The following is a 19,332-nucleotide window of genomic DNA, read 5'->3' on the forward strand; positions in this document are numbered from 1 at the left end:
GGAGGCGGCGCGCCAGGCCGCCGTGCCCGCCGGCGAGCTGCCCGATCCGAAACTGCTGCTGGGCCTGCAGAACCTGCCCATCGAAGGGCAGGAGCGCTGGCGCCTGGATGCCGAGCCCATGACCATGCGCATGCTCGGCGTCATGCAGGAGGTGCCCAACCGCGCCAAGCGCAGCGCCCGGGTCGAGCTGGCGCGGGCGGGCATCGACTCGGCCGCGGCCCAGGAACAGGTCGAGCGCCTGCAGGTGCAGCGGCAGACCGCCCAGGCCTGGATAGTCGCCCAGGCCCTGGAGCAGCGCCTGCAGCTGTTCCAGGGTTTCTATGCCGAGAACCGCCTGCTCGAGCGGGCGGTGCAGGCGCGCCTGGCCGGCGGGCGCGGGCAGAGCGCCGACAGCCTGGCGTCGCGTCAGGAGGCCCTGGCCCTGGCCGAACGCGAGGATGAACTGCAGCAGCAGCGCAGCCAGGCCCGCGCCGTCCTGCGCCGCTGGGTCGGCGCGGCGGCCGACGAGTCGCTGCTGGGCCCCTTGCCCGACTGGCCGGTGGACGAGGCGCGCTACCGCCATGCCTTGCCCCAGCACCCCGAACTGCAGGCCTACGTCCCGCAGACCCGTGAGGCCGAGGCCCGGGTCAAGCTGGCCGAAGCCGACAGACGCCCTGACTGGAGCTGGGAGCTGGCCTACCAGCAGCGTGATCGCGCCTTCGGCGACATGCTCTCGCTGCAGCTGAGCATCGACCTGCCGGTGTTCGCCGGCAGTCGGCAGAACCCGCGCATCGCCGCCCAGCGCGCCGAGTTGCTGGCCCTGGAGGCCGAGCGCGAGGCGCTGCTGCGTGAGCATGCCCTGCAGCTGGCCATGGACCTGGCCGAGCACCGTCGCCTGCAGCGCGCCGTCGAGCGCAGCCAGGAGCAACTGCTGCCCCTGGCCGAGCAGCGGGTACGCCTGAGCCTGGCCGACTACCAGGCCGGTCGCGGCGAGCTGGGCGAGCTGATCGCCGTCCGCCGCGAGCGGGTGGAGGCGCAGTTGCGCCATCTGGACTTTCTCGAACAGCGGGCGCTGGTTGCTGCCCGCCTGCATTTCGCCTACGCCAACCAGCAGGAGCGTGACCAATGAGCCCCTTACCGATCCAGGCCCTGGGCCTCGTCGTCCTGATTGCCGTCGGCGCGGCCAGCGGCTACTGGCTTGGCCGTCAGGAGCATGGCCATGCGCCCGTGGCGGCTGACAGCGAGCGTCCGGTGCTCTACTGGTACGACCCCATGTACCCGCAGCAGCGTTTCGAGCAGCCGGGCAAGTCACCCTTTATGGATATGGACCTGGTGCCGCGCTACGCCGATACGCAGGTCGGCGATGCGCCGAGCACGGCCATGCAGATCGACCCGCGCCTGACCCAGAACCTCGGCATGCGCCTGGCCCCGGTGGTGCGCGGGCCGCTGCAGGGCGAGCTGGAAGTGGTCGGCAGCCTGGGCTTCGACCAGCGCGACGTGGCCCTGGTGCAGACGCGCAGCTCCGCCTTCGTCGAGCGGGTCTACCCGCTGGCGCCGGAGGACCTGCTGGCGGCCGGCGCGCCGCTGGTGGATCTGCTGGTACCCGACTGGCTGGCGGCGCAGGAGGAATACCTGGCCCTGCGTGATCTCGACCAGCCGCAATTGCTGGCCGCGGCGCGCCAGCGCCTGCAGCTGGTGGGCATGCCGGCGGCGCTGATCGCGCGCCTGGAGCGCAGTGGCCAGGTGCAGCGGCTGTGGACGGTGACCAGCCCGATTGCCGGGGTAGTGCAGGAGCTGGAGGTGCGCGAGGGCATGACCCTCAGCGCCGGGCAGAGCCTGGCGCGGATCAACGGCCTGCAGCGGGTCTGGCTGGAGGTGGCGCTGCCCGAGGCGCAAGCCAGCGGGATCGAGCCCGGCCAGCCGGTCGAGGTGTTGCTGCCGGCCCTGCCGGGGGAGAGTATCGGCGGCCGTATCGAGGCGCTGTTGCCCGAGGCCAACCTGGACAGCCGCACCCTGCGCCTGCGGGTGGTGCTGGACAACCCCGCGGGGCGCCTGCGCCCCGGTATGAGCGCGCGGGTGCGCCTGCAGCACAGCCAGGGCAGCGAGACCCTGCTAGTGCCCAGCGAGGCGGTGATCCGCAGCGGCCGGCGCAACCTGGTGCTGCTGGCCGAGGGCGAGGGCCGCTACCGGCCGCTGGAAATCCGCATCGGCCGCGAGCAGGGCGACCAGGTCGAAGTCCTCGAAGGCCTGAGCGAGGGCCAGCAGGTGGTGGCGTCCGGGCAGTTCCTGCTGGATTCCGAGGCCAGCCTGCGTGGCCTGCTGGCTCAGGAGCTGGGGCAGCCGGCGGCCGAGGTCAAGCTACAGCCGGCCCTGCATGAGGCCGAGGGGCAGATCGACGAGATCGAGGCCGATGGTCTGCTGCTCACCCATGGTCCGTTCAAGACCCTGGGCATGCCGGGCATGAGCATGTTCTTCCCGGTGGTCGATAGCGCCCTGCTGCAGGGCCTGCAGCCCGGCCAGCGGGTGCGCGTGGCGGTGCGCGAAAGCGATGAGGGCCTGCTGATCGAACGGATTCAGCCGCTGGCATCCGCCGAGCATGGCGACCACGGCCATGACGAGGTGCAGCCATGATCGCCGCGCTGATTCGCTGGTCCCTGGCCAACCGCCTGCTGGTGCTGCTGGCCAGCCTGTTCGCCACTGCCTGGGGCGTCTGGGCGGTGCAGAACAGCGCCATCGATGCCCTGCCGGATCTGTCCGACACCCAGGTGATCATCCGCACGCCCTATGTCGGCCAGGCGCCGCAGATCGTCGAGAACCAGGTCACCTACCCGCTGGCCAGCGCCATGCTCTCGGTGCCGGGGGCCAGCGCGGTGCGCGGCTTCTCCTTCTTCGGCGACAGCTTCGTCTATGTCCTGTTCGAGGACGGCACCGACCTGTACTGGGCGCGCTCGCGGGTGCTGGAGTACCTCAGCCAGATCCAGGAGCGCCTGCCGGCCGGGGCCAAGCCGGCCCTCGGCCCGGATGCCACCGGGGTCGGCTGGATCTACCAGTACGCCCTGGTCGACCGCAGCGGCCGGCACGACCTGGCGCAGCTGCGCGGCCTGCAGGACTGGTTCCTCAACTTCGAGCTCAAGGCCCTGGCCAACGTCGCCGAGGTGGCGACCATCGGCGGCATGGTCAAGCAGTACCAGGTGCTGCTCGACCCGATCAAGCTGGCCAGCCGCGGCATCACCCAGCAGCAGGTGGTGGCGGCCATCGGCGAGGCCAACCAGGAAAGCGGCGGCAGCGTGCTGGAACTGGCCGAGGCCGAATATATGGTGCGCGCCTCCGGCTACCTGCAGAGCCTCGCGGACTTTCGCGCCATCCCCCTGCGCCTGGACGCCGGCGGCGTGCCGGTGACCCTGGGCGAGGTGGCGCATATCCAGCTCGGCCCGGAGATGCGCCGCGGCATCGCCGAGCTGGACGGCGAGGGTGAGGTGGTCGGCGGCGTGGTGATCCTGCGCAGCGGGGCGAACGCGCGCAGCACCATCGCCGCGGTCAAGGCCAAGCTCGACGAGCTTAAGGCCAGCCTGCCCGAGGGCGTGGAGATCGTCACCACCTACGACCGCAGCCAGCTGATCGACCGCGCGGTGCGCAACCTGGGCGAGAAGCTGGTGGAGGAATTCGTCGTCGTGGCCCTGGTCTGCCTGGCCTTTCTCTGGCACCTGCGCTCCTCCCTGGTGGCCATCGTCTCGCTGCCGCTGGGGGTGCTGATCGCCTTTATCGTCATGCAGCAGCAGGGCATCAACGCCAACATCATGTCCCTCGGCGGCATCGCCATCGCCATCGGCGCCATGGTCGACGCGGCCCTGGTGATGATCGAAAACGCCCACAAGAAGCTCGAACACTGGCATGCCGAGCACCCGGGCCAGCAGCTCAAGGGCGAGCGGCACTGGCAGGTGATCGGCCAGGCGGCGCTGGAGGTGGGCCCGGCGCTGTTCTTCAGCCTGATGATCATCACCCTGTCGTTTATCCCGGTGTTCACCCTGCAGGCCCAGGAGGGCCGCCTGTTCGGCCCGCTGGCCTTTACCAAGACCTACGCCATGGCCGCCGCCGCCGGGCTGTCGGTGACCCTGGTGCCGGTGCTGATGGGCTACTGGATTCGCGGGCGCATCCCGGATGAGCAGCGCAATCCGCTTAACCGCGGGCTGATCCGTGTTTATCAGCCGGTGCTGGAATGGGTGCTGCGCTTTCCCAAGGCGACCCTGGTGCTGGCCCTGCTGGTGTTTCTCAGCGCACTGTGGCCGGCCAGCCAGCTGGGCGGCGAGTTCCTGCCGCCGCTGGACGAGGGCGACCTGCTGTATATGCCCACCGCATTGCCCGGTTTGTCCGCGCAGAAGGCCGCCCAGCTGCTGCAGCAGAGCAACCGCATGATCAAGACGGTGCCCGAGGTGGCGCGGGTATTCGGTAAGGCCGGGCGTGCCGACAGCGCCACCGACCCGGCGCCGCTGGAGATGTTCGAGACCACCATCGCGTTCAAGCCGCGCGAGCAGTGGCGCCCCGGCATGACCGCGGACAAGCTGGTGGAGGAGCTGGACCGCGCGGTGCAGATACCGGGCCTGGCCAACCTGTGGATCCCGCCGATCCGCAACCGCATCGACATGCTCGCCACCGGCATCAAGAGCCCGATCGGGGTCAAGGTGGCCGGCAGCGACCTGGCGCAGATCGACGCGGTGACCCAGGCGGTGGAGCGGGTGGCGCGTACCGTGCCCGGGGTCAGCTCGGCCCTGGCCGAACGCCTCACCGGCGGGCGCTATATCGATGTGGATATCGACCGGGTGGCGGCCGCCCGCCATGGCCTGAATATCGCCGAGGTGCAGGAACTGGTGGCCGGCGCCATCGGCGGGATGAACGTCGGCGAAACCGTGGAAGGCCTGGCGCGCTTTCCCATCAACCTGCGTTATCCGCGCGAGTGGCGCGATTCCCTGAGCCGTTTGCGCGAGCTGCCGATCTATACGCCGGTGGGCAGCCAGATCACCCTCGGCACGGTGGCGCGCATCGCCATCAGCGACGGCCCGCCCATGCTCAGAAGCGAGAATGCGCGGCCCTCCGGCTGGGTCTATATCGACACCCGCGGCCGCGACATGGCCTCGGTGGTAGCCGACCTGCGCCTGGCCATCGCCGAGCAGGTGCGCCTGCAGCCGGGCATGAGCCTGAGTTTCTCCGGCCAGTTCGAGTTTCTCGAACGGGCCAATGCGCGGCTCAAGCTGGTGGTGCCGGCGACCCTGCTGATCATCTTCGTGCTGCTCTACCTGTGCTTTTCGCGCTTCGACGAGGCGCTGCTGATCATGGCCACCCTGCCGTTCGCCCTGACCGGCGGCGTCTGGTTCCTCTACTGGCTGGACTACAACCTGTCGGTGGCCACCGGGGTAGGCTTTATCGCCCTGGCCGGGGTGGCGGCGGAGTTCGGCGTGATAATGCTCCTGTACCTGCGCAACGCCTGGGCCGAGCGCCTGGCGGCCGGGCAGGGCACGCCGGCGGCCCTGCTCGAGGCGATTCGCGAGGGCGCGGTGCAGCGGGTGCGGCCCAAGGCAATGACGGTGGCGACCATCATCGCCGGCCTGCTGCCGATCCTGCTGGGCAGTGGCAGCGGCAGCGAGATCATGAGCCGCATCGCCGCGCCCATGGTCGGCGGCATGCTCAGCGCGCCGCTGCTGTCCTTGCTGGTGCTGCCGGCGGCCTACCAGCTGTTGCGTATGCGCGAGGTGCGCCAGGCGGGACCGCTGGTGAAAGGCGGGGTGCGCGGCGCACCATAGGGCAACGCGGCTCCGCTGGCCAACCGGAGCCGCGTCGGTTCATTGCCCGTTAGCCATCGACTGGCTTTCCAGCATCTGTTCCATCATCTGCAGCATGTCCTGCATGTTCTGGTGCATGTCCTTCAGGCATTGTTGCTGCATGGGCGCATCCTTGGCCATCGGGCATTGGCTCTGCTGCATGCGCTGGTTCATCATGCCCATCTGCGAACGCATGGCCTGGCGGTGTTCGCTGCGGATCTTCTGCCGCTGCTGAGGGTCGCTGGTGCCGTGCATCTGCCGCATCATGTCCTGCATCTGCGACCAGTCCATCATCATGCCTTGGCCCATGGGCATGCCTTGCTGGTTCTGCGCTAACTGCTCCGGATGATGGGCCTGCTCGGCTAAGGTGGGGGCGCTGAGCAGCGCGCCGGCGAGGGCTAGAGCGGTCAGTGCGTTGCGCGGGTTGCTGTTCATGGTGATTCTCCTGGTGTCGTTACGGGGTGTGGCAAATGCCGCTCAGGCACGCATGCCTGAGCAGCAGGAAATTGGCGATGGACGATGGCGAGCCGGCGCTTACCGAGCCCGTATCACCAGCTGAGCGGGCGCGGCGTCTCATGGCTTGCTCCCGGGTGCGGATCGCGCCCGTCGGGTCAGTTCCGCGCGAATCGCCAGGGCGATGTCACGCTCGGTTTTGCGCGCCAGAACCAGGCTGAGCAGGGCGGCCAACGGACAGGCCAGCAGCAACGGCGCCAATGCCAGCGTTAGCGGCGAGAGGCCGTAGCGGTACAGCAGCCAAGCGGCCAGCAGCGTGGCCAGCCAGGCGCATAGCCGGTAGCCCCGGCGTTTCACGCGGCCTCCCTGGGCATCGCTGCCGCCAGGCGCACGCGCTTGAGCAGCGCCGAATTGACGATCACCGACAGCGACGACAAGGCCATGGCGGCGGCCGCCAGGATCGGGTTGAGCAGGCCGAAGGCCGCGATGGGAATGCCGACGGTGTTGTAGATAAAGGCCCAGAACAGGTTCTGCTTGATCTTGCGCATGGTCGCGCGCGACAGCTGGATCGAGGCCACCACGTCGCGCACGTCGTCGCGGATAAGGATGATGCTGCCGGTCTCCTTGGCCACGTCGGAGCCCGAACCGATGGCGATGCCGATCTCGGCCGCGGCCAGGGCCGGGGCGTCGTTGACGCCGTCACCGACCATGGCCACCACCTGGCCCTCGCCCTGCAGCTGGCGGATCACCGCGACCTTGTCGTCCGGCAGCACCTCGGCGATCACCCGGCCGATGCCGACCTGGCGCGCCACCGCCTCGGCGGTGCGCCGGTTGTCGCCGCTCAGCAGCACCACCTGGATGCCGTCGGCCAGCAGCGCCGCGACCGCTTCGGCCGCCTCCGGCTTGACCGTATCGGCCACGGCGATCACCCCGAGCAGGCGCTGCTCGACGCCGACCAGCATGGCGGTCTTGCCATCGGCTTCCAGGGCGACCAGACTCGCCTCGGCCTCTGCGCTGGCGATGCCCTCGCGGGCGAACAGGCGCCGGTTGCCCAGCCAGACCTTGCGCCCCTCGACCGTGCCGGCGATGCCATGGCCGGCAATGCCCTCGATCGCGTCGGCCTTCGGCAGGCGCATGCCGCGCTGGCGGGCGGCGCGGACGATGGCCGCGCCCAGCGGATGCTCGGAGCCGGATTCGACAGCGGCGGCCAGTTGCAGCACCTCGTCCTCGGCGGCGTCGCCGAAGGCCAGCAGGTCGGTCAGCTCGGGTTCGCCGCGGGTGGTGGTGCCGGTCTTGTCGAACACCACGGTGGAGAGCTTTTCCGCCCGCTCCAGCACTTCGCCGCCGCGGATCAGGATGCCGTTATCGGCGCCCTTGCCGACCCCCACCATCAGTGCGGCGGGGGTGGCCACGCCGAGCGCGCAGGGGCAGGAGATGATCAGCACCGCGATAAAGGCCATCAGCCCCTGGGGAAAGCTGCCGGCCAGCGACCAGCCGAACAGCGCCAGGAAGGCCACGCCGACCACCGCCGGGACGAAGTAGGCGGTGACCTGATCGGCCAGGCGCTGGATCTGCGCGGTGCTGCCCTGCGCCTCCTCGACCATCCTGATGATCTGCGCCAGCGCCGTGTCGGCGCCGATGCGGCTGGCCTTGAAGCGGAACACCCCGCTGCGGTTGAGGGTGCCGCCGATCACCGCGCTGCCCGGGCGCTTGTCCACCGGCATCGATTCGCCGGTCAGCATCGACTCGTCGACGCTCGTCTGGCCTTCGCTGACCTCGCCGTCGGTGGGAATCTTCTCGCCGGGCTTGACCACCAGCATCTCGCCGACCATGACGTTTTCCACCGGCAGGTCGACTTCCTCGCCGTCGCGGATCACATGGGCGATGGCCGGCTTGAGGTCGAGCAGGCGGCGCACCGCGGCCGAGGATTTCTTCTTGATGATCTCCTCCATGTACCGGCCCAGCAGGACGAAGGCGATGATCACCGCCGAGACCTCGAAATAGACCTCGCGCTCGCCCACCTTGACCGGCAGCACCTCGGGAAAGAACAGCACCGCCACGCTGTAGAAGTAGGCCACCGAGGTGCCCATGGCGATCAGGAAATCCATGTTGATGTTGCGCGTGTGGATGGCATTCCACGCGCCCTTGTAGAAGCTCCAGCCGCCGATGAACTGCACCGGTGTCACCAGCAGGAACAGCCACATGCCCCAGGTGAAGAACGGCAGCGCGTCGAACGGCACCCAGCTCATCAGCATGGCGCCGGTGGCCAGGCCGATAAAGGCGCCGGCGCGCAGCAGGGCCAGCGCCAGCACCCCGGTCAGGGCGATGGCCACGCGGGTCTGCATGGCCTTGAGCTCGGCCTCCGGCGACTCGAAGGTGCGCACGCAACTGTCGCTGCAGAAGTAGTAGGTGCGCCCGCCGCGCTCGCGCGACAGCGCCGTGGCCTTGTCCACCATCATCCCGCAGATCGGGTCCTTGGCCAGTTGTCGGCCTGCGCTCGCCGGCGTATGGCTGTGCTGGCAGGGCTGGGCGGCGCTGCCTTGGGCATAGCGCGGCGCATCGCGCAGGAACTCCTCGCGGCAATGCGCCGAGCAGAACCAGTAGCGCCGGCCGGCGAACTCGGCGCTGGCTCCAGCCGTGGCGGGGGTGACCGCCATTCCGCACACCGGGTCGAGCACCTGTTCCTGGTCATCGGGTGTTGCCGTGGGCTGCAGCATGGGCAAGTGGTTCATGGTTGCTTCCTCGTGTCCGCGGCGGCGTGCGGACGGGCCGTTGGCCAGGGCAGGAACGCTGGGGTGGCGTCGCGGTAGCGGCGATAGGTGTCGCCGAAATGCGCGAGCATTTCGCGTTCCTCACGCCTGGCCAACTGCACGTACATCAGCAGCAGGACGGGGAACATCAGCAGGGTCAGCAGGGTCGGCCACTGCAACAGGAAGCCCAGCATGATCAGCACGAAGGCCAGGTACTGCGGATGGCGAATGCGCGCATAGGGGCCGCTGTCGGCCAGCTCGCCGGCCTGCTGCGCGCGGTAGAGCACGCGCCAGGCCGTGGCCAGCAGCCAGAAGCCGGCGAAGATCAGCAGGTTGCTGAGGATGTGCGGCGCGCCGAAGTGCGGGTCGCCTTCCAGGCCCAGCAGGCTGTGCCACAGATGGCCGGCCTCGTGGGACAGCGGATCGAACTGCGGGTAGCGGCTCTGCAGCCAGCCGGCCAGCAGGTAGAGGGTCAGCGGCGCGCCGTACATCTCGACGAACAGCGCGACGATAAAGGCCGCGAAGCTGCCGAAGGTACGCCAGTCCCGCGCGCTGCTGGGCTTGAAGAAGCTGAAGGCGAACAGGATGAATACCAGTGAATTGACGATCACCAGGCCCCACAGGCCGTAGGCCGAGGTCGTAGCGTCCATATGCGGCAGCCTCCCGCCTCAGTGACGATCGTGCCGACCGTGCCCACGGTGCATAAACAGATGCAGCAGCGGGCAGAGCAGCAGGACCAGGTAGGGCAGGGCACCGAGCAGATGGGCTTCGTGCTCCTCCCAGAGGAGGAACAGGGCGATGGCGCCGAACAGCAGCAGGGCCGGCCAGAAACGCCAGGTAGTGGCCGCGGGGGCCGGACGCAGATCGTGAGACATGACGGACTCTCCAGGAATCGGAGGGAGCTTGCCGGCACGGCGAATGACCGGCGCGGGCAGGCTGCGCATTGCACTGGAAGAGGCGGGGTTACTCGTTGAAGCGCTGCAGTTGCAGGTGCAGGGGCGGCGGGAAACCGGGCGCGTGCGCGCAGGGGACGAGACGCAGCAGGCGGCCGCGCAGCCTGTCGGGCAGGGCGAGCAGGCCGGGCATGGCGATCAGCGCGGCCAGTGCCAGCAGCGACAGCAGTTGGCTGAAAAGGATGTTCTGCAGGGCGCTGCAGCTGTCGTCCAGCGCACCGGTCCCCACCGCGCCATGGCCGTGGGTGGTCTGCAGGAACGTGGCCGCCTCCTCGAGATTGAGAACGCTGGCCGACTCCTCGCCCAGTTGCCCATCCAGATGGGGGTGGCTGTCGACATGGATGAGGGAGCAGCCGAGAAACAGCACGAGCCACAGCACCGCCAGGTGTCCGGCAAGCCTCGAATGGCGCTGGCGCAGGGCTTGGATCATGGCGCGGGCCGCAGGTGGGTGAAGGTATTGTCAGTAAAGACCCGCCGCGTGCGAGGCGCCTTGATCCAGATCAATGCTGGCGCTGGCCGTCAGCGCGCCACGCTGACGCCTTCCAGGCTGGCGAAGGAGGTGTCCTTGGCGGTCAGCAGGAAATCGCGCATAAAGGGCGCATCCAGCATGTCGCTGCGGATAGCCGCATAGAGCGTGGCGAACAGGCCCTTTTCGCCCAGGCGCTTGGCGCTGACGTAGCCGCGCGAGCTGTACTCGTGCAGCGCCCAGTTGGGCAGGCCGCAGACGCCGCGGCCGCTGGCCACCAGCTGCATCATCATCACCGTCAGCTCCGAGGTGCGCACCTGCGCCGGCTCGACGTCGGCCGGTTCGAGGAAACGGGTGAAGATGTCCAGGCGGTCGCGCTCCACCGGGTAGGTGATCAGGGTTTCGCTGGCCAGGTCTTCCGGCTGGATATAGGCCTTGCTCGCCAGGCGATGCTGGTTGGCCACGGCGAGCATGGCCTCGTAGGTGAACAGCGGCACATAGGTGATGCCGGCCAGCTCGATGGGATCCGAGGTCACCACCAGGTCCAGGTCGCCACGCGCCAGCGCCGGCAGCGGGGCGAAGGAGAAGCCCGAGGCCAGGTCCAGCTCCACCTCCGGCCAGGCATCGCGGAACTGGTCGATGGTCGGCATCAGCCACTGGAAGCAGCTGTGACACTCGATGGCCATATGCAGGCGGCCCGCGGTGCCACCGGCCAGTCGCGCCAGGTCGCGCTCGGCGCCGCGCAGCAGCGGTAGGGTGGCGTCGGCCAGCTGCAGCAGGCGCAGGCCGGCGCTGGTGAAGCGCACCGGCTTGGTCTTGCGCACGAACAGCTGCAAGCCCAGGCGCTCCTCCAGCTCCTTGAACTGATGCGACAGCGCCGACTGGGTCAGGTGCAGGCGCTCGGCGGCCTCCACCAGGCTGTCGGTTTCGCGCAGGGCGTGCAGGGTTTTCAGATGGCGTAGTTCGAGCATGGCGGACTCACGGAACCTAGAGTGGATGACACTGTGTGTATCCACCGCCGGCGCGCGCCGCTCGATGGTGGATGGGTAAAGCCTCATCCAGGCTACATGAGTGATTCTATAGATCAATACAAATGTCTTGAGCCTGTCTCATTCGGCGTGGCTGCCGGCCCCGTTGCGGCATTGCATGCAACAGGACGGTCGCGCCATTGCGGCCAGCGCTCGAGCCAGCCGGCCTGGTGACTGACCCCGGCCAGCCGGTGTAGCGCCAGGCAGTCGGCTGGGCCCAGCTGCGCGGCGTATGCGGCCAGCAGACCGGCCGGTATCACCCGGTCCTCGACCCCGGCCAAATGGCGTTGGGGCAATGCCCTCAGGCGTTCGACGCGGTCCAGTGGCTCCAGCGAGTCTTGCAGCGGAGCCAATTCGAGTAGTTGCGCCCAGCGCCTCGGGCTCAGATTACCGGCCAGGGTCTGCACTTGGGCGATGTCGTCGCGCTCGGCCGCCAGCAGCAGGGCCAGCGCGCCGCCGCCGGAGTAGCCAATCAGTTCGAAGTCGCTATTGCCATGTTGCCGCTTCAGCCAATCGAGCGCCTCGCTCAGGCTGTCGAGTACCGTTTGGGAAAACCGTCCCTCTGTCCAGTGGTGCGGTCCGCAGTCGGGCGACTGGATGAACTGGCAGGGCCGGGCCAGATAGACGCTGGGGCGAGGGTCGGCCAGCGCCAGGCGGGCCACCAGCAGATTACGTGGGGTCGGGTCCAGGCTGGGCTGGGTGGCGGTGATCCAGGCCCGGCCGTCGCCTTCCAGATAGACCCGCAACCGGCTGTCCGGCTGCCCCGCGTTCGGCAGTACGGCGCGCAGTTCGAACCCGGTCGTCTGCAGCGTCACCGTCCGGTGATTCTGCTGCCGGGCCAGTTCTTCCAGCTGGATGCCGGGAGATGCGCAGCCGCACAGGGCGGCTGCCAAACCCAGCAGGAACGATGAGGCCCGCAGCAGCGGGCCCCGGTACAGGCAGGTCATATCAGAAATCGTAACGGACCCTGGCCTGTACGGTGTCGCTGGAGAAGTCGGCCTTGCTCAGGTAGTCGTAGCTAACTCCGAGGCTGACCGCACCAAGTCGGTAGTGGAGGCCAAGGCTGGCTTCATAGCTGTCGCGCGCCGGCTTGGCGCCGCTGGTGACGAAGGGCGTGCCGCCTACCAGGAAGGCGCTGGTGCTGCTGATCTGGTCGGCGATGAGGTCATGGTAGGCCATCAACCGGACTTCCGGCTCGAGGCTGCCCTGGCCTGCGCTGAAGTGACCGGCCAGGCGCACGCCGGCACCCAGCTCGCCTATTTCGTAGCGCTGACCGGCGACGGCGAGTGCGGCGGACGAGCCCTTCTCGCGGAAACTGTCGATACGCACGTTGCTGTACCGAGCGGCCACACGCGGTTCGAGCAGCAGGCCCTGGCCGATATCAAGACCATAGCCGCCGAGCAGGCTCAGACCCCACAGTTCGCTGTCGTAGTCGCCCTCGGCGCGGGTACCAGCGATGTAGCGCTTGCTCTGGTTGTCGCTGCGGCCATAGGTCAGGCTGGCGTCGGCGAACCAGGCATCTCGTTCGAAACCGCTGTAGAGGGTCAGGGCATGGCCCTCGATATCGGTCTTGTTGCCGGTCTGGCTGCGTACGTCGCTGGTCAGGTAGCTGTAGGCCAGGCCGAGGGTGGTCTGGGCGGTCGGCTTGCCGTCGGCGCCAATGGCGATGCCCTGGCTGTCGGCGTCATAGCCGGGAATGCCGTGGCGGGTACCCTGGTCGGCGTCGCTGCTCAGCACCTGCGTCCAGACCCCGGTCTGGCTCAACCCGTCGCCGGAGGACAGGCCCTGGCGCAGGCTGGCGCTGCGCTGGTTAAGACTGTTGCTGATCAGCTGATGGCCACCGACAACCGCCTGGGACGCGCCGCCGTTGACCTCGGGCGCGAGCTGCTGCGCCAGGCGCACCAGTTGTTCGCCGTTGCTGCTTACCGTGGCTTCGAACAGCGGATCGTCGTTGCGCAAACTGCCGAGGGTGGTGCCGTAGAAGGCGGTAAAGGCGGGCAGCAGATAGGCCTGGGCGCCATGTTCGCTCAGGTAGTCACCGAGCTGTTTCGTGGACAGGCTTTTGACCATGGCGGTGACCCGGGTGTCGGTCACTTCGTAGCTTTCGATTTGCAGCAGGTCGGACAGGCTGGTGACCTGAAGACCAGCATTGTAAGCGGCGCCCCGGTCGTCGATATGGGCGGCGGAGACCAGCACATATTCACGTAGCGGTAGCCCGCGGAAATCTTCCGACGCGGGCTTCAGGCGGATCTGGTCATTGAATTCAAACGAGGCATTGCCGGTGACTTCCAGAATGGCGCGATGGGCGTCGGTCTGGTTGTGCAGGTTGAGGTCGAGGTTACTGTTACCCGCAAGCTCCAGTCTTCCCTCCAGACGGGTATGGGGCTGGCCCAGCTCCAGAGATGAAACGCCGAGCAGAGGACTCTGGATGAGTTGGCCGTTGAATAGTGCATCGCCTGAGGTGAACAGGGTTTGCAACCCCAGTAGGTCGCCTCGAATCTCGCCGCCATCGAAGTTCACCGAGATATTGCCAGAGCCCTTGATGGCGGCCTCTCCACCTTCAATCAGTCCTGCCCACATATCGACCTGAAGCCAGGACGCGAAGCCTGCGAAATTGGCAGGGGTGGGCGCTGTTTCGATGGCAATACCCTCGGCCTGGAGGGTACCGGTATTGATCACCCAGAGACTTTCAGAGGATGCGGGGGCATCCGCATAGTCGCTGTTGAGAACGATGGCCCGGCTGCCGACGCCTTGCGAAGATATCTGCCCCTCGTTGATCAGGATGGGCAGGTTGTTCGGGTGATCTATGTAGACGCCGACGCTTTCGCGTCCTTCGGTCCGGATAAGTCCGCGGTTGGTCAAGAAGCTAGGTTCAGGCTGGATACTACCCTGGGATATGGAAAGCGCGCGGCTGGAGTCGCCACTGGCACTGATCAGGCCGGTTTCCGTATTCAACAGCCCTGTGATCGAGCTTCCGTCTTCCAGGCTAATGGCTCGGCTGGCCGAGCCGCTGGCCTGGATCTGGCCGGAGTTGTAGAGCCCCCCATCGATGCGACTGGCGTTCTCTATCTTGAGCGCATGGCTATGGTCGCCTTCGGCGCTGATCCGCCCGTGGTTGTACAGACCTTCCGCACCGATCTGGCTGTTCCAGATCAACAGACCATTGACGGTTTCGTCGTCATTCGGATCCATGGCGCCGCTGCCATGGATGCTGCCGTTGTTGACGATGCCCTGAACCGAGCTCATGCCGAAGTTGAGTGTGGTGGCAGGGTTGCCCTGACTGCTCAGGTTGCCGTTATTGGTGAAGGTACCGGTAATGCTGCTGCCGTCCACATCGATGGCGCTGTTGGAGTCGCCCGAGGCGTCGAGGTCGGCCTGGTTGGTGACATCGCCCTGGATCAGGATGCCACCGAACTCGATGAGGTCGTCCGTGGAGGCGGATGCTGCTCCTGTCAACGTCAGTGATTCGGCCAGGTCGTTGCCGAATTCCAAGGGTACCTGGCCGCTCACGTCCTGGGTCTGTGCCTGAAGGCCGAGAGAGGCGCCGAGACTGGCGAAAACGGCAAGGGCGAGCGGGGTCTTGCGGGCAAAGCGCAGGCGCATGGAGTGTTCCTTACTCGATAAGGCTTCCGAAAAAGCACGACGGGGGAGGGATGAAACAGGTGGGGAAGATTAATTGGAGTGAAGGCCAAGTGCCATTTTTTTGCTGGATGGCAGCTCAGATACGTGGCATATCGCAAAAAATCAAAGCGGTTCGAGGGCGCCGCTTTGGCTCTAGGCTGCATGTTCTCTGGGGGCTCGGACATTAGCTACTCGCTCAGCCGCGCCTGCTGCTCCGGGGGCATGCAATCCGCGGCCTTTACATGAAAAATTCTATAGTTCAATCCAAATATCTTGAGTTTGTCTCACTCGATGCGTCTGCCGAGAATAGCGCCATCTCGATTTCCCTATGGAGCGTTCTGACATGGCCCTGTCCCATTCCCTCGGTTTTCCCCGTATCGGTCGCGACCGCGAACTGAAGAAAGCCCTCGAAGCCCATTGGCAAGGCACGCTCGACGAGGCCGGTCTGCGTGCGGTCGGCCAGCGCCTGCGCGCCGAGCACTGGCAGCTGCAGAGGGACGCCGGCATCGAGCTGCTGCCGGTCGGCGACTTCGCCTGGTACGACCAGGTGCTCGGCCATTCCCTGGCGCTGGGCGTGATCCCCGAGCGCTTTCGTCCGGCCGCCGGCAAGCCGGGCCTCGATACTCTGTTCGCCATGGCCCGTGGCGCCGTTGGCAACCAGAGCGACCACAGTTGCTGTGGCGGCGCCCACGCCCAGGAGCTGACCAAGTGGTTCGATACCAACTACCACTACCTGGTGCCTGAGTTTGCCGTCGACCAGCAGTTCGCCCTGAGCTGGGAGCAGTTGTTCGAGGAAGTGGACGAAGCCCATGCCCTCGGTCACGCCGTCAAGCCGGTGCTGATCGGCCCGTTGACCTACCTGTGGCTGGGCAAGGTCAAGGGCAGCGACTTCGACAAACTGGAGCTGCTCGAACGTCTGCTGCCGGTCTACGGCGAGATGCTCCGGCGCCTGGCCGCCCAGGGCGTGGAATGGGTGCAGATCGACGAGCCGATCCTCGCGCTGGATCTGCCGCAGGACTGGAAGAACGCCTTCGAGCGCGCCTACAACCTGCTGCAGCGCGAGCCGGGCAAGAAGCTGATCGCCACCTACTTCGGCGGCCTGGAGGACAACCTCGGCCTGGCCGCCAACCTGCCGGTGGACGGCCTGCATATCGACCTGGTGCGTGCGCCGGAGCAGTACCCGACCATCCTCGATCGCCTGCCGGCCTACAAGGTGCTGTCGCTCGGCGTGGTCAACGGCCGCAACGTCTGGCGCAGCGATCTGGACAAGGTGCTCGAGCTGCTGCGCCATGCCCACGAACGTCTGGGCGAGCGCCTGTGGGTGGCGCCGTCCTGCTCGCTGCTGCACAGCCCGGTGGACCTGGGACGCGAGGATCAGCTGGACGCCGAACTGAAGAGCTGGCTGGCCTTCGCCGTGCAGAAATGCCGCGAGGTCGCGTTGCTCGGCCAGGCGCTGGAGGCGCCGGAGGATGCCGAGGTGCAGGCCGCGCTGGCGCAGAGCCGCGCGGTGCAGGCCGCCCGCGCCGCATCAAAGCGCATCCACAAGGCCGAGGTGCAGGCGCGCCTGGCGGCGATCCGCCCGCGTCATGCCCAGCGTCAGTCGCCCTTCGCCACGCGTAGCGCCAAGCAGCGCGCGCACCTACAGCTGCCGCCGTTGCCGACCACCAGCATCGGCTCCTTCCCGCAGACCGCCGCCATTCGCCTGGCGCGGCAGGCATTCAAGGCCGGCAAGCTGAGCGCGGCCGAGTACGCCGAGGCCATGCACAGCGAGATCCGTCACGCCGTCGAGGTGCAGGAAAACCTCGGCCTGGACGTGCTGGTGCATGGCGAGGCCGAGCGCAACGACATGGTCGAATACTTCGCCGAGCAGCTCGACGGCTACGCCTTCACCCGTTTCGGCTGGGTGCAGAGCTATGGCTCGCGCTGCGTCAAACCGGCGGTGATAGTCGGCGACCTGAGCCGTCCGCGGGCGATGACGGTGGACTGGATTCGCTATGCCCAGGGCCTGACCGCCAAGCCGATGAAGGGCATGCTGACCGGGCCGGTGACCATGCTGATGTGGTCCTTCCCGCGCGAGGACGTGCCGCGCGAGGTGCAGGCGCGCCAGCTGGCCCTGGCCATCCGCGACGAAGTGCTGGACCTGGAGGCGGCCGGCGTCAAGATCATCCAGATCGACGAGGCGGCCTTCCGCGAGGGCCTGCCGCTGCGTCGGGCCGCTTGGCAGGGCTATCTGGACTGGGCGACCGAGGCCTTCCGTCTGACCGCCAGCGGCGTGCGCGACGAGACGCAGATCCATACCCACATGTGCTACAGCGAGTTCAACGACGTGATCGAAGCCATCGCCGCCATGGATGCCGATGTCATCACCATCGAGACCTCGCGTTCGGACATGCAGCTGCTGGAGGCCTTCGAGCGCTTCGCCTATCCCAACGAGATCGGCCCGGGCGTCTACGACATCCACTCGCCGCGCGTGCCGGACAGCGCCGAGATGGCCGGCTTGCTGCGCAAGGCAGCCACGCGCATTCCCGTCGAGCGCCTCTGGGTCAATCCGGACTGCGGCCTGAAGACCCGCGCCTGGTCGGAGACCGAGGCGGCGCTGGTCAATATGGTCGCCGCCGCCAGGCAGTTGCGCGCCGAACTGGCCTGATCGGCGCTTCGCCCTGTCGGTTTGCCTGCGTTGGCGTTCGATGGGCGCCAGGGGCGTTGGGCTTCGTCGCAGGCTCCTCAACCCAACCTACGGACGTAGGTTGGCGCTGAGCGCAGCGAAGCCCAACGCGGAGCCGCAGGGCGACCGCTCGTCTTCCTTCATCAAATTGTCATCGTTGTGTGGCAGCGCTCGCGAACGACTATCACCAGACTCGCGGTTCAGTGGGGTTCTGCGTTTCCGGTGTTTTCATGCGTCTATTTATTTTCCTGGCGGCGCTGCTGTGCGGCCTGCCGTCCTGGGCGGCGACTCGCTGCGAGCTCGAGCAACCGACCCGTTACGCGGACGTCGGCGACGTGCGCCTGGCCTACCAGAGCATCGGCAGCCAGCGCGACCCGGCGTTGCTGCTGGTCATGGGCCTGGGCGGGCAACTGATCCACTGGCCCGACGAGGTGGTCGAGCGCCTGTGCCAGCAGGGTTTTCGGGTGATACGTTTCGACAACCGCGATGTCGGCCTGAGCAGCTGGCGGCAGCCGGTGCCGACCATCAACCTGGGCTACGAGGTGCTGCGCTACCGCCTCGGCCTGGCGCCGGGCGCGCCTTACCGGTTGCGCGACATGGCCGGCGACGCCCTGGGTCTGATGGACGCTCTGGGCGTCGCGGCTTTCCATGTGCTGGGGGCGAGCATGGGCGGCATGATCGCCCAGCACCTGGCCGACCTGGCGCCAGCGCGGGTGCTCAGCCTGACCCTGGTGATGACCAGCTCCGGCGCGCAGGGCCTGCCGGCACCGGACGAGTCGCTGCTGCGCCTGCTGGCGCGGCGCGAGGCGGGCAGCCGCGAGGCGGCGCTGCAGCAGCAGGCCGACCTGCTCGCCGCACTGGGCAGCCCGGCGGTGCGCGACGACCGTGCGCTGTTGCTGCAGCAGGCACAGCTGGCCTACGACCGCGCCTTCAACCCCGAGGGTGTGCAGCGTCAGCTACTGGCGATCCTCGCCGAACCGAGCCGGGTGGCGCTGCTGGGTCGCCTGCGGGTGCCGACCCTGGTGGTGCACGGCACCGCCGACCCGCTGCTGCCGGTGATGCACGGCGTGCACGTGGCGGCGCATATCCGGGGGGCCGAACTCAAGCTGATTCCGGGGCTGGCCCATCGCTTTCAGGAGGCATTCAAGGAGCCGCTGCTGGCCGCCGTGCTGCCGCATCTGGCCGCGCACCGGCAGGATCTGGGGCTGGCAAGGCTGTGAGATAAGAGGCGAGGGCATGCGCCCCGGCATCCAGGTGCGCTCAGAGTTCCTGGTTATGCTTGATCGCCGCGCGGCGTTGCAGGTTGTCGATATGTTCGTTGCTGTGGCGCAGCAGCTTGTCGGCCATGTTCACCCGATCGATATAGCGGGCGATGCTCAGCTCGGCGTCGTGGCGGGACATGAAGGGGCCTTCCAGGGTGCCTTCGCGGGTGGCGAAGAAATACTGGCCGTTGACGGCGCTCAGGCGCGAACTGCGGTAATGGGTCCCGGGCTGGGGATCGACGTTGCGTTGGCCGAACATGACGCGGGCTCCATCTGCAAGGGGCGGAATGACTTGAGTCTACTGCGCGCCTTGCGCTCTGCCGAGCGAAGCGACCAGTGGTC

General features: G+C 67.6%; 15 protein-coding genes. 5 read left to right on the top strand and 10 right to left on the bottom strand.

Features of this window, described 5'->3' with window-relative positions; translation table 11 throughout:
- From ACW9UL_RS07945 to ACW9UL_RS07955, 3 genes are all read left to right on the top strand, one after another.
- Positions 1–1,108: TolC family protein (locus ACW9UL_RS07945; RefSeq protein ID WP_457789975.1), on the top strand; the 1,108-nt coding region annotated here is incomplete at its 5' end.
- On the top strand, positions 1,105–2,610 hold the full coding sequence (locus ACW9UL_RS07950; RefSeq protein WP_457789977.1) for an efflux RND transporter periplasmic adaptor subunit: 1,506 nt from the start codon (positions 1,105–1,107) through the stop codon (positions 2,608–2,610). The genes ACW9UL_RS07945 and ACW9UL_RS07950, both read left to right, overlap by 4 nt.
- Entirely contained in the window at positions 2,607–5,774 is a 3,168-nt protein-coding gene (locus ACW9UL_RS07955) for an efflux RND transporter permease subunit (RefSeq protein WP_457789998.1), read from the top strand. The genes ACW9UL_RS07950 and ACW9UL_RS07955 overlap by 4 nt, the downstream gene beginning before the upstream one ends.
- Positions 5,775–5,813: 39 nt before the next feature.
- Here ACW9UL_RS07955 and ACW9UL_RS07960 read toward each other — a convergent pair whose 3' ends face one another.
- The 9 genes from ACW9UL_RS07960 to ACW9UL_RS08000 form a co-directional block, all read right to left on the bottom strand.
- A complete protein-coding gene (locus ACW9UL_RS07960) occupies positions 5,814–6,227 on the bottom strand; it encodes a hypothetical protein (RefSeq protein ID WP_457790000.1) in 414 nt (137 codons plus the stop codon).
- A gap of 138 nt (positions 6,228–6,365) precedes the next feature.
- A complete protein-coding gene (locus ACW9UL_RS07965; RefSeq protein ID WP_457790002.1) occupies positions 6,366–6,602 on the bottom strand; it encodes a hypothetical protein in 237 nt (78 codons plus the stop codon).
- Positions 6,599–8,977, bottom strand: a complete 2,379-nt coding sequence (locus ACW9UL_RS07970) for a heavy metal translocating P-type ATPase (protein WP_457790004.1) — start codon at positions 8,975–8,977, stop codon at positions 6,599–6,601. Before ACW9UL_RS07970 ends, ACW9UL_RS07965 begins: the two co-directional genes overlap by 4 nt.
- Complete coding sequence (locus ACW9UL_RS07975) at positions 8,974–9,645, bottom strand: methyltransferase family protein (protein ID WP_457790006.1); 672 nt, start codon at positions 9,643–9,645, stop codon at positions 8,974–8,976. Before ACW9UL_RS07975 ends, ACW9UL_RS07970 begins: the two co-directional genes overlap by 4 nt.
- Positions 9,646–9,663: 18 nt before the next feature.
- On the bottom strand, positions 9,664–9,870 hold the full coding sequence (locus ACW9UL_RS07980; RefSeq protein ID WP_021443794.1) for a DUF2933 domain-containing protein: 207 nt from the start codon (positions 9,868–9,870) through the stop codon (positions 9,664–9,666).
- A gap of 88 nt (positions 9,871–9,958) precedes the next feature.
- Positions 9,959–10,378 (bottom strand): hypothetical protein, encoded by a 420-nt coding sequence (locus tag ACW9UL_RS07985; RefSeq protein WP_457790008.1) that lies wholly within the window; start codon positions 10,376–10,378, stop codon positions 9,959–9,961.
- 89 nt (positions 10,379–10,467) lie between these two features.
- Positions 10,468–11,385 carry a transcriptional regulator MetR gene (gene metR / locus ACW9UL_RS07990; RefSeq protein ID WP_122107348.1) on the bottom strand — a complete coding sequence of 306 codons (918 nt, stop codon included), beginning with the start codon at positions 11,383–11,385 and terminating at the stop codon, positions 10,468–10,470.
- 113 nt (positions 11,386–11,498) lie between these two features.
- A complete protein-coding gene (locus ACW9UL_RS07995; protein ID WP_457790010.1) occupies positions 11,499–12,389 on the bottom strand; it encodes an alpha/beta hydrolase in 891 nt (296 codons plus the stop codon).
- A 1-nt stretch (position 12,390) separates the two neighbouring features.
- Positions 12,391–15,045: an autotransporter family protein gene (locus tag ACW9UL_RS08000; RefSeq protein WP_457790012.1), complete on the bottom strand. Its 2,655-nt coding sequence runs from the start codon at positions 15,043–15,045 to the stop codon at positions 12,391–12,393.
- 361 nt (positions 15,046–15,406) lie between these two features.
- Between ACW9UL_RS08000 and metE the strand changes: the two genes are divergently transcribed.
- Both metE and ACW9UL_RS08010 read left to right on the top strand, forming a co-directional pair.
- Entirely contained in the window at positions 15,407–17,710 is a 2,304-nt protein-coding gene (gene metE, locus ACW9UL_RS08005; RefSeq protein WP_457790014.1) for a 5-methyltetrahydropteroyltriglutamate--homocysteine S-methyltransferase, read from the top strand.
- A gap of 248 nt (positions 17,711–17,958) precedes the next feature.
- A complete protein-coding gene (locus ACW9UL_RS08010) occupies positions 17,959–18,948 on the top strand; it encodes an alpha/beta fold hydrolase (protein ID WP_457790016.1) in 990 nt (329 codons plus the stop codon).
- 40 nt (positions 18,949–18,988) lie between these two features.
- On the opposite strand, the gene ACW9UL_RS08015 is transcribed toward ACW9UL_RS08010, so the two are convergent.
- Positions 18,989–19,249: a DUF6316 family protein gene (locus ACW9UL_RS08015; RefSeq protein ID WP_457790018.1), complete on the bottom strand. Its 261-nt coding sequence runs from the start codon at positions 19,247–19,249 to the stop codon at positions 18,989–18,991.
- Positions 19,250–19,332: the final 83 nt, after the last annotated feature.

The organism is Pseudomonas sp. PL-6 (genome assembly GCF_054110165.1).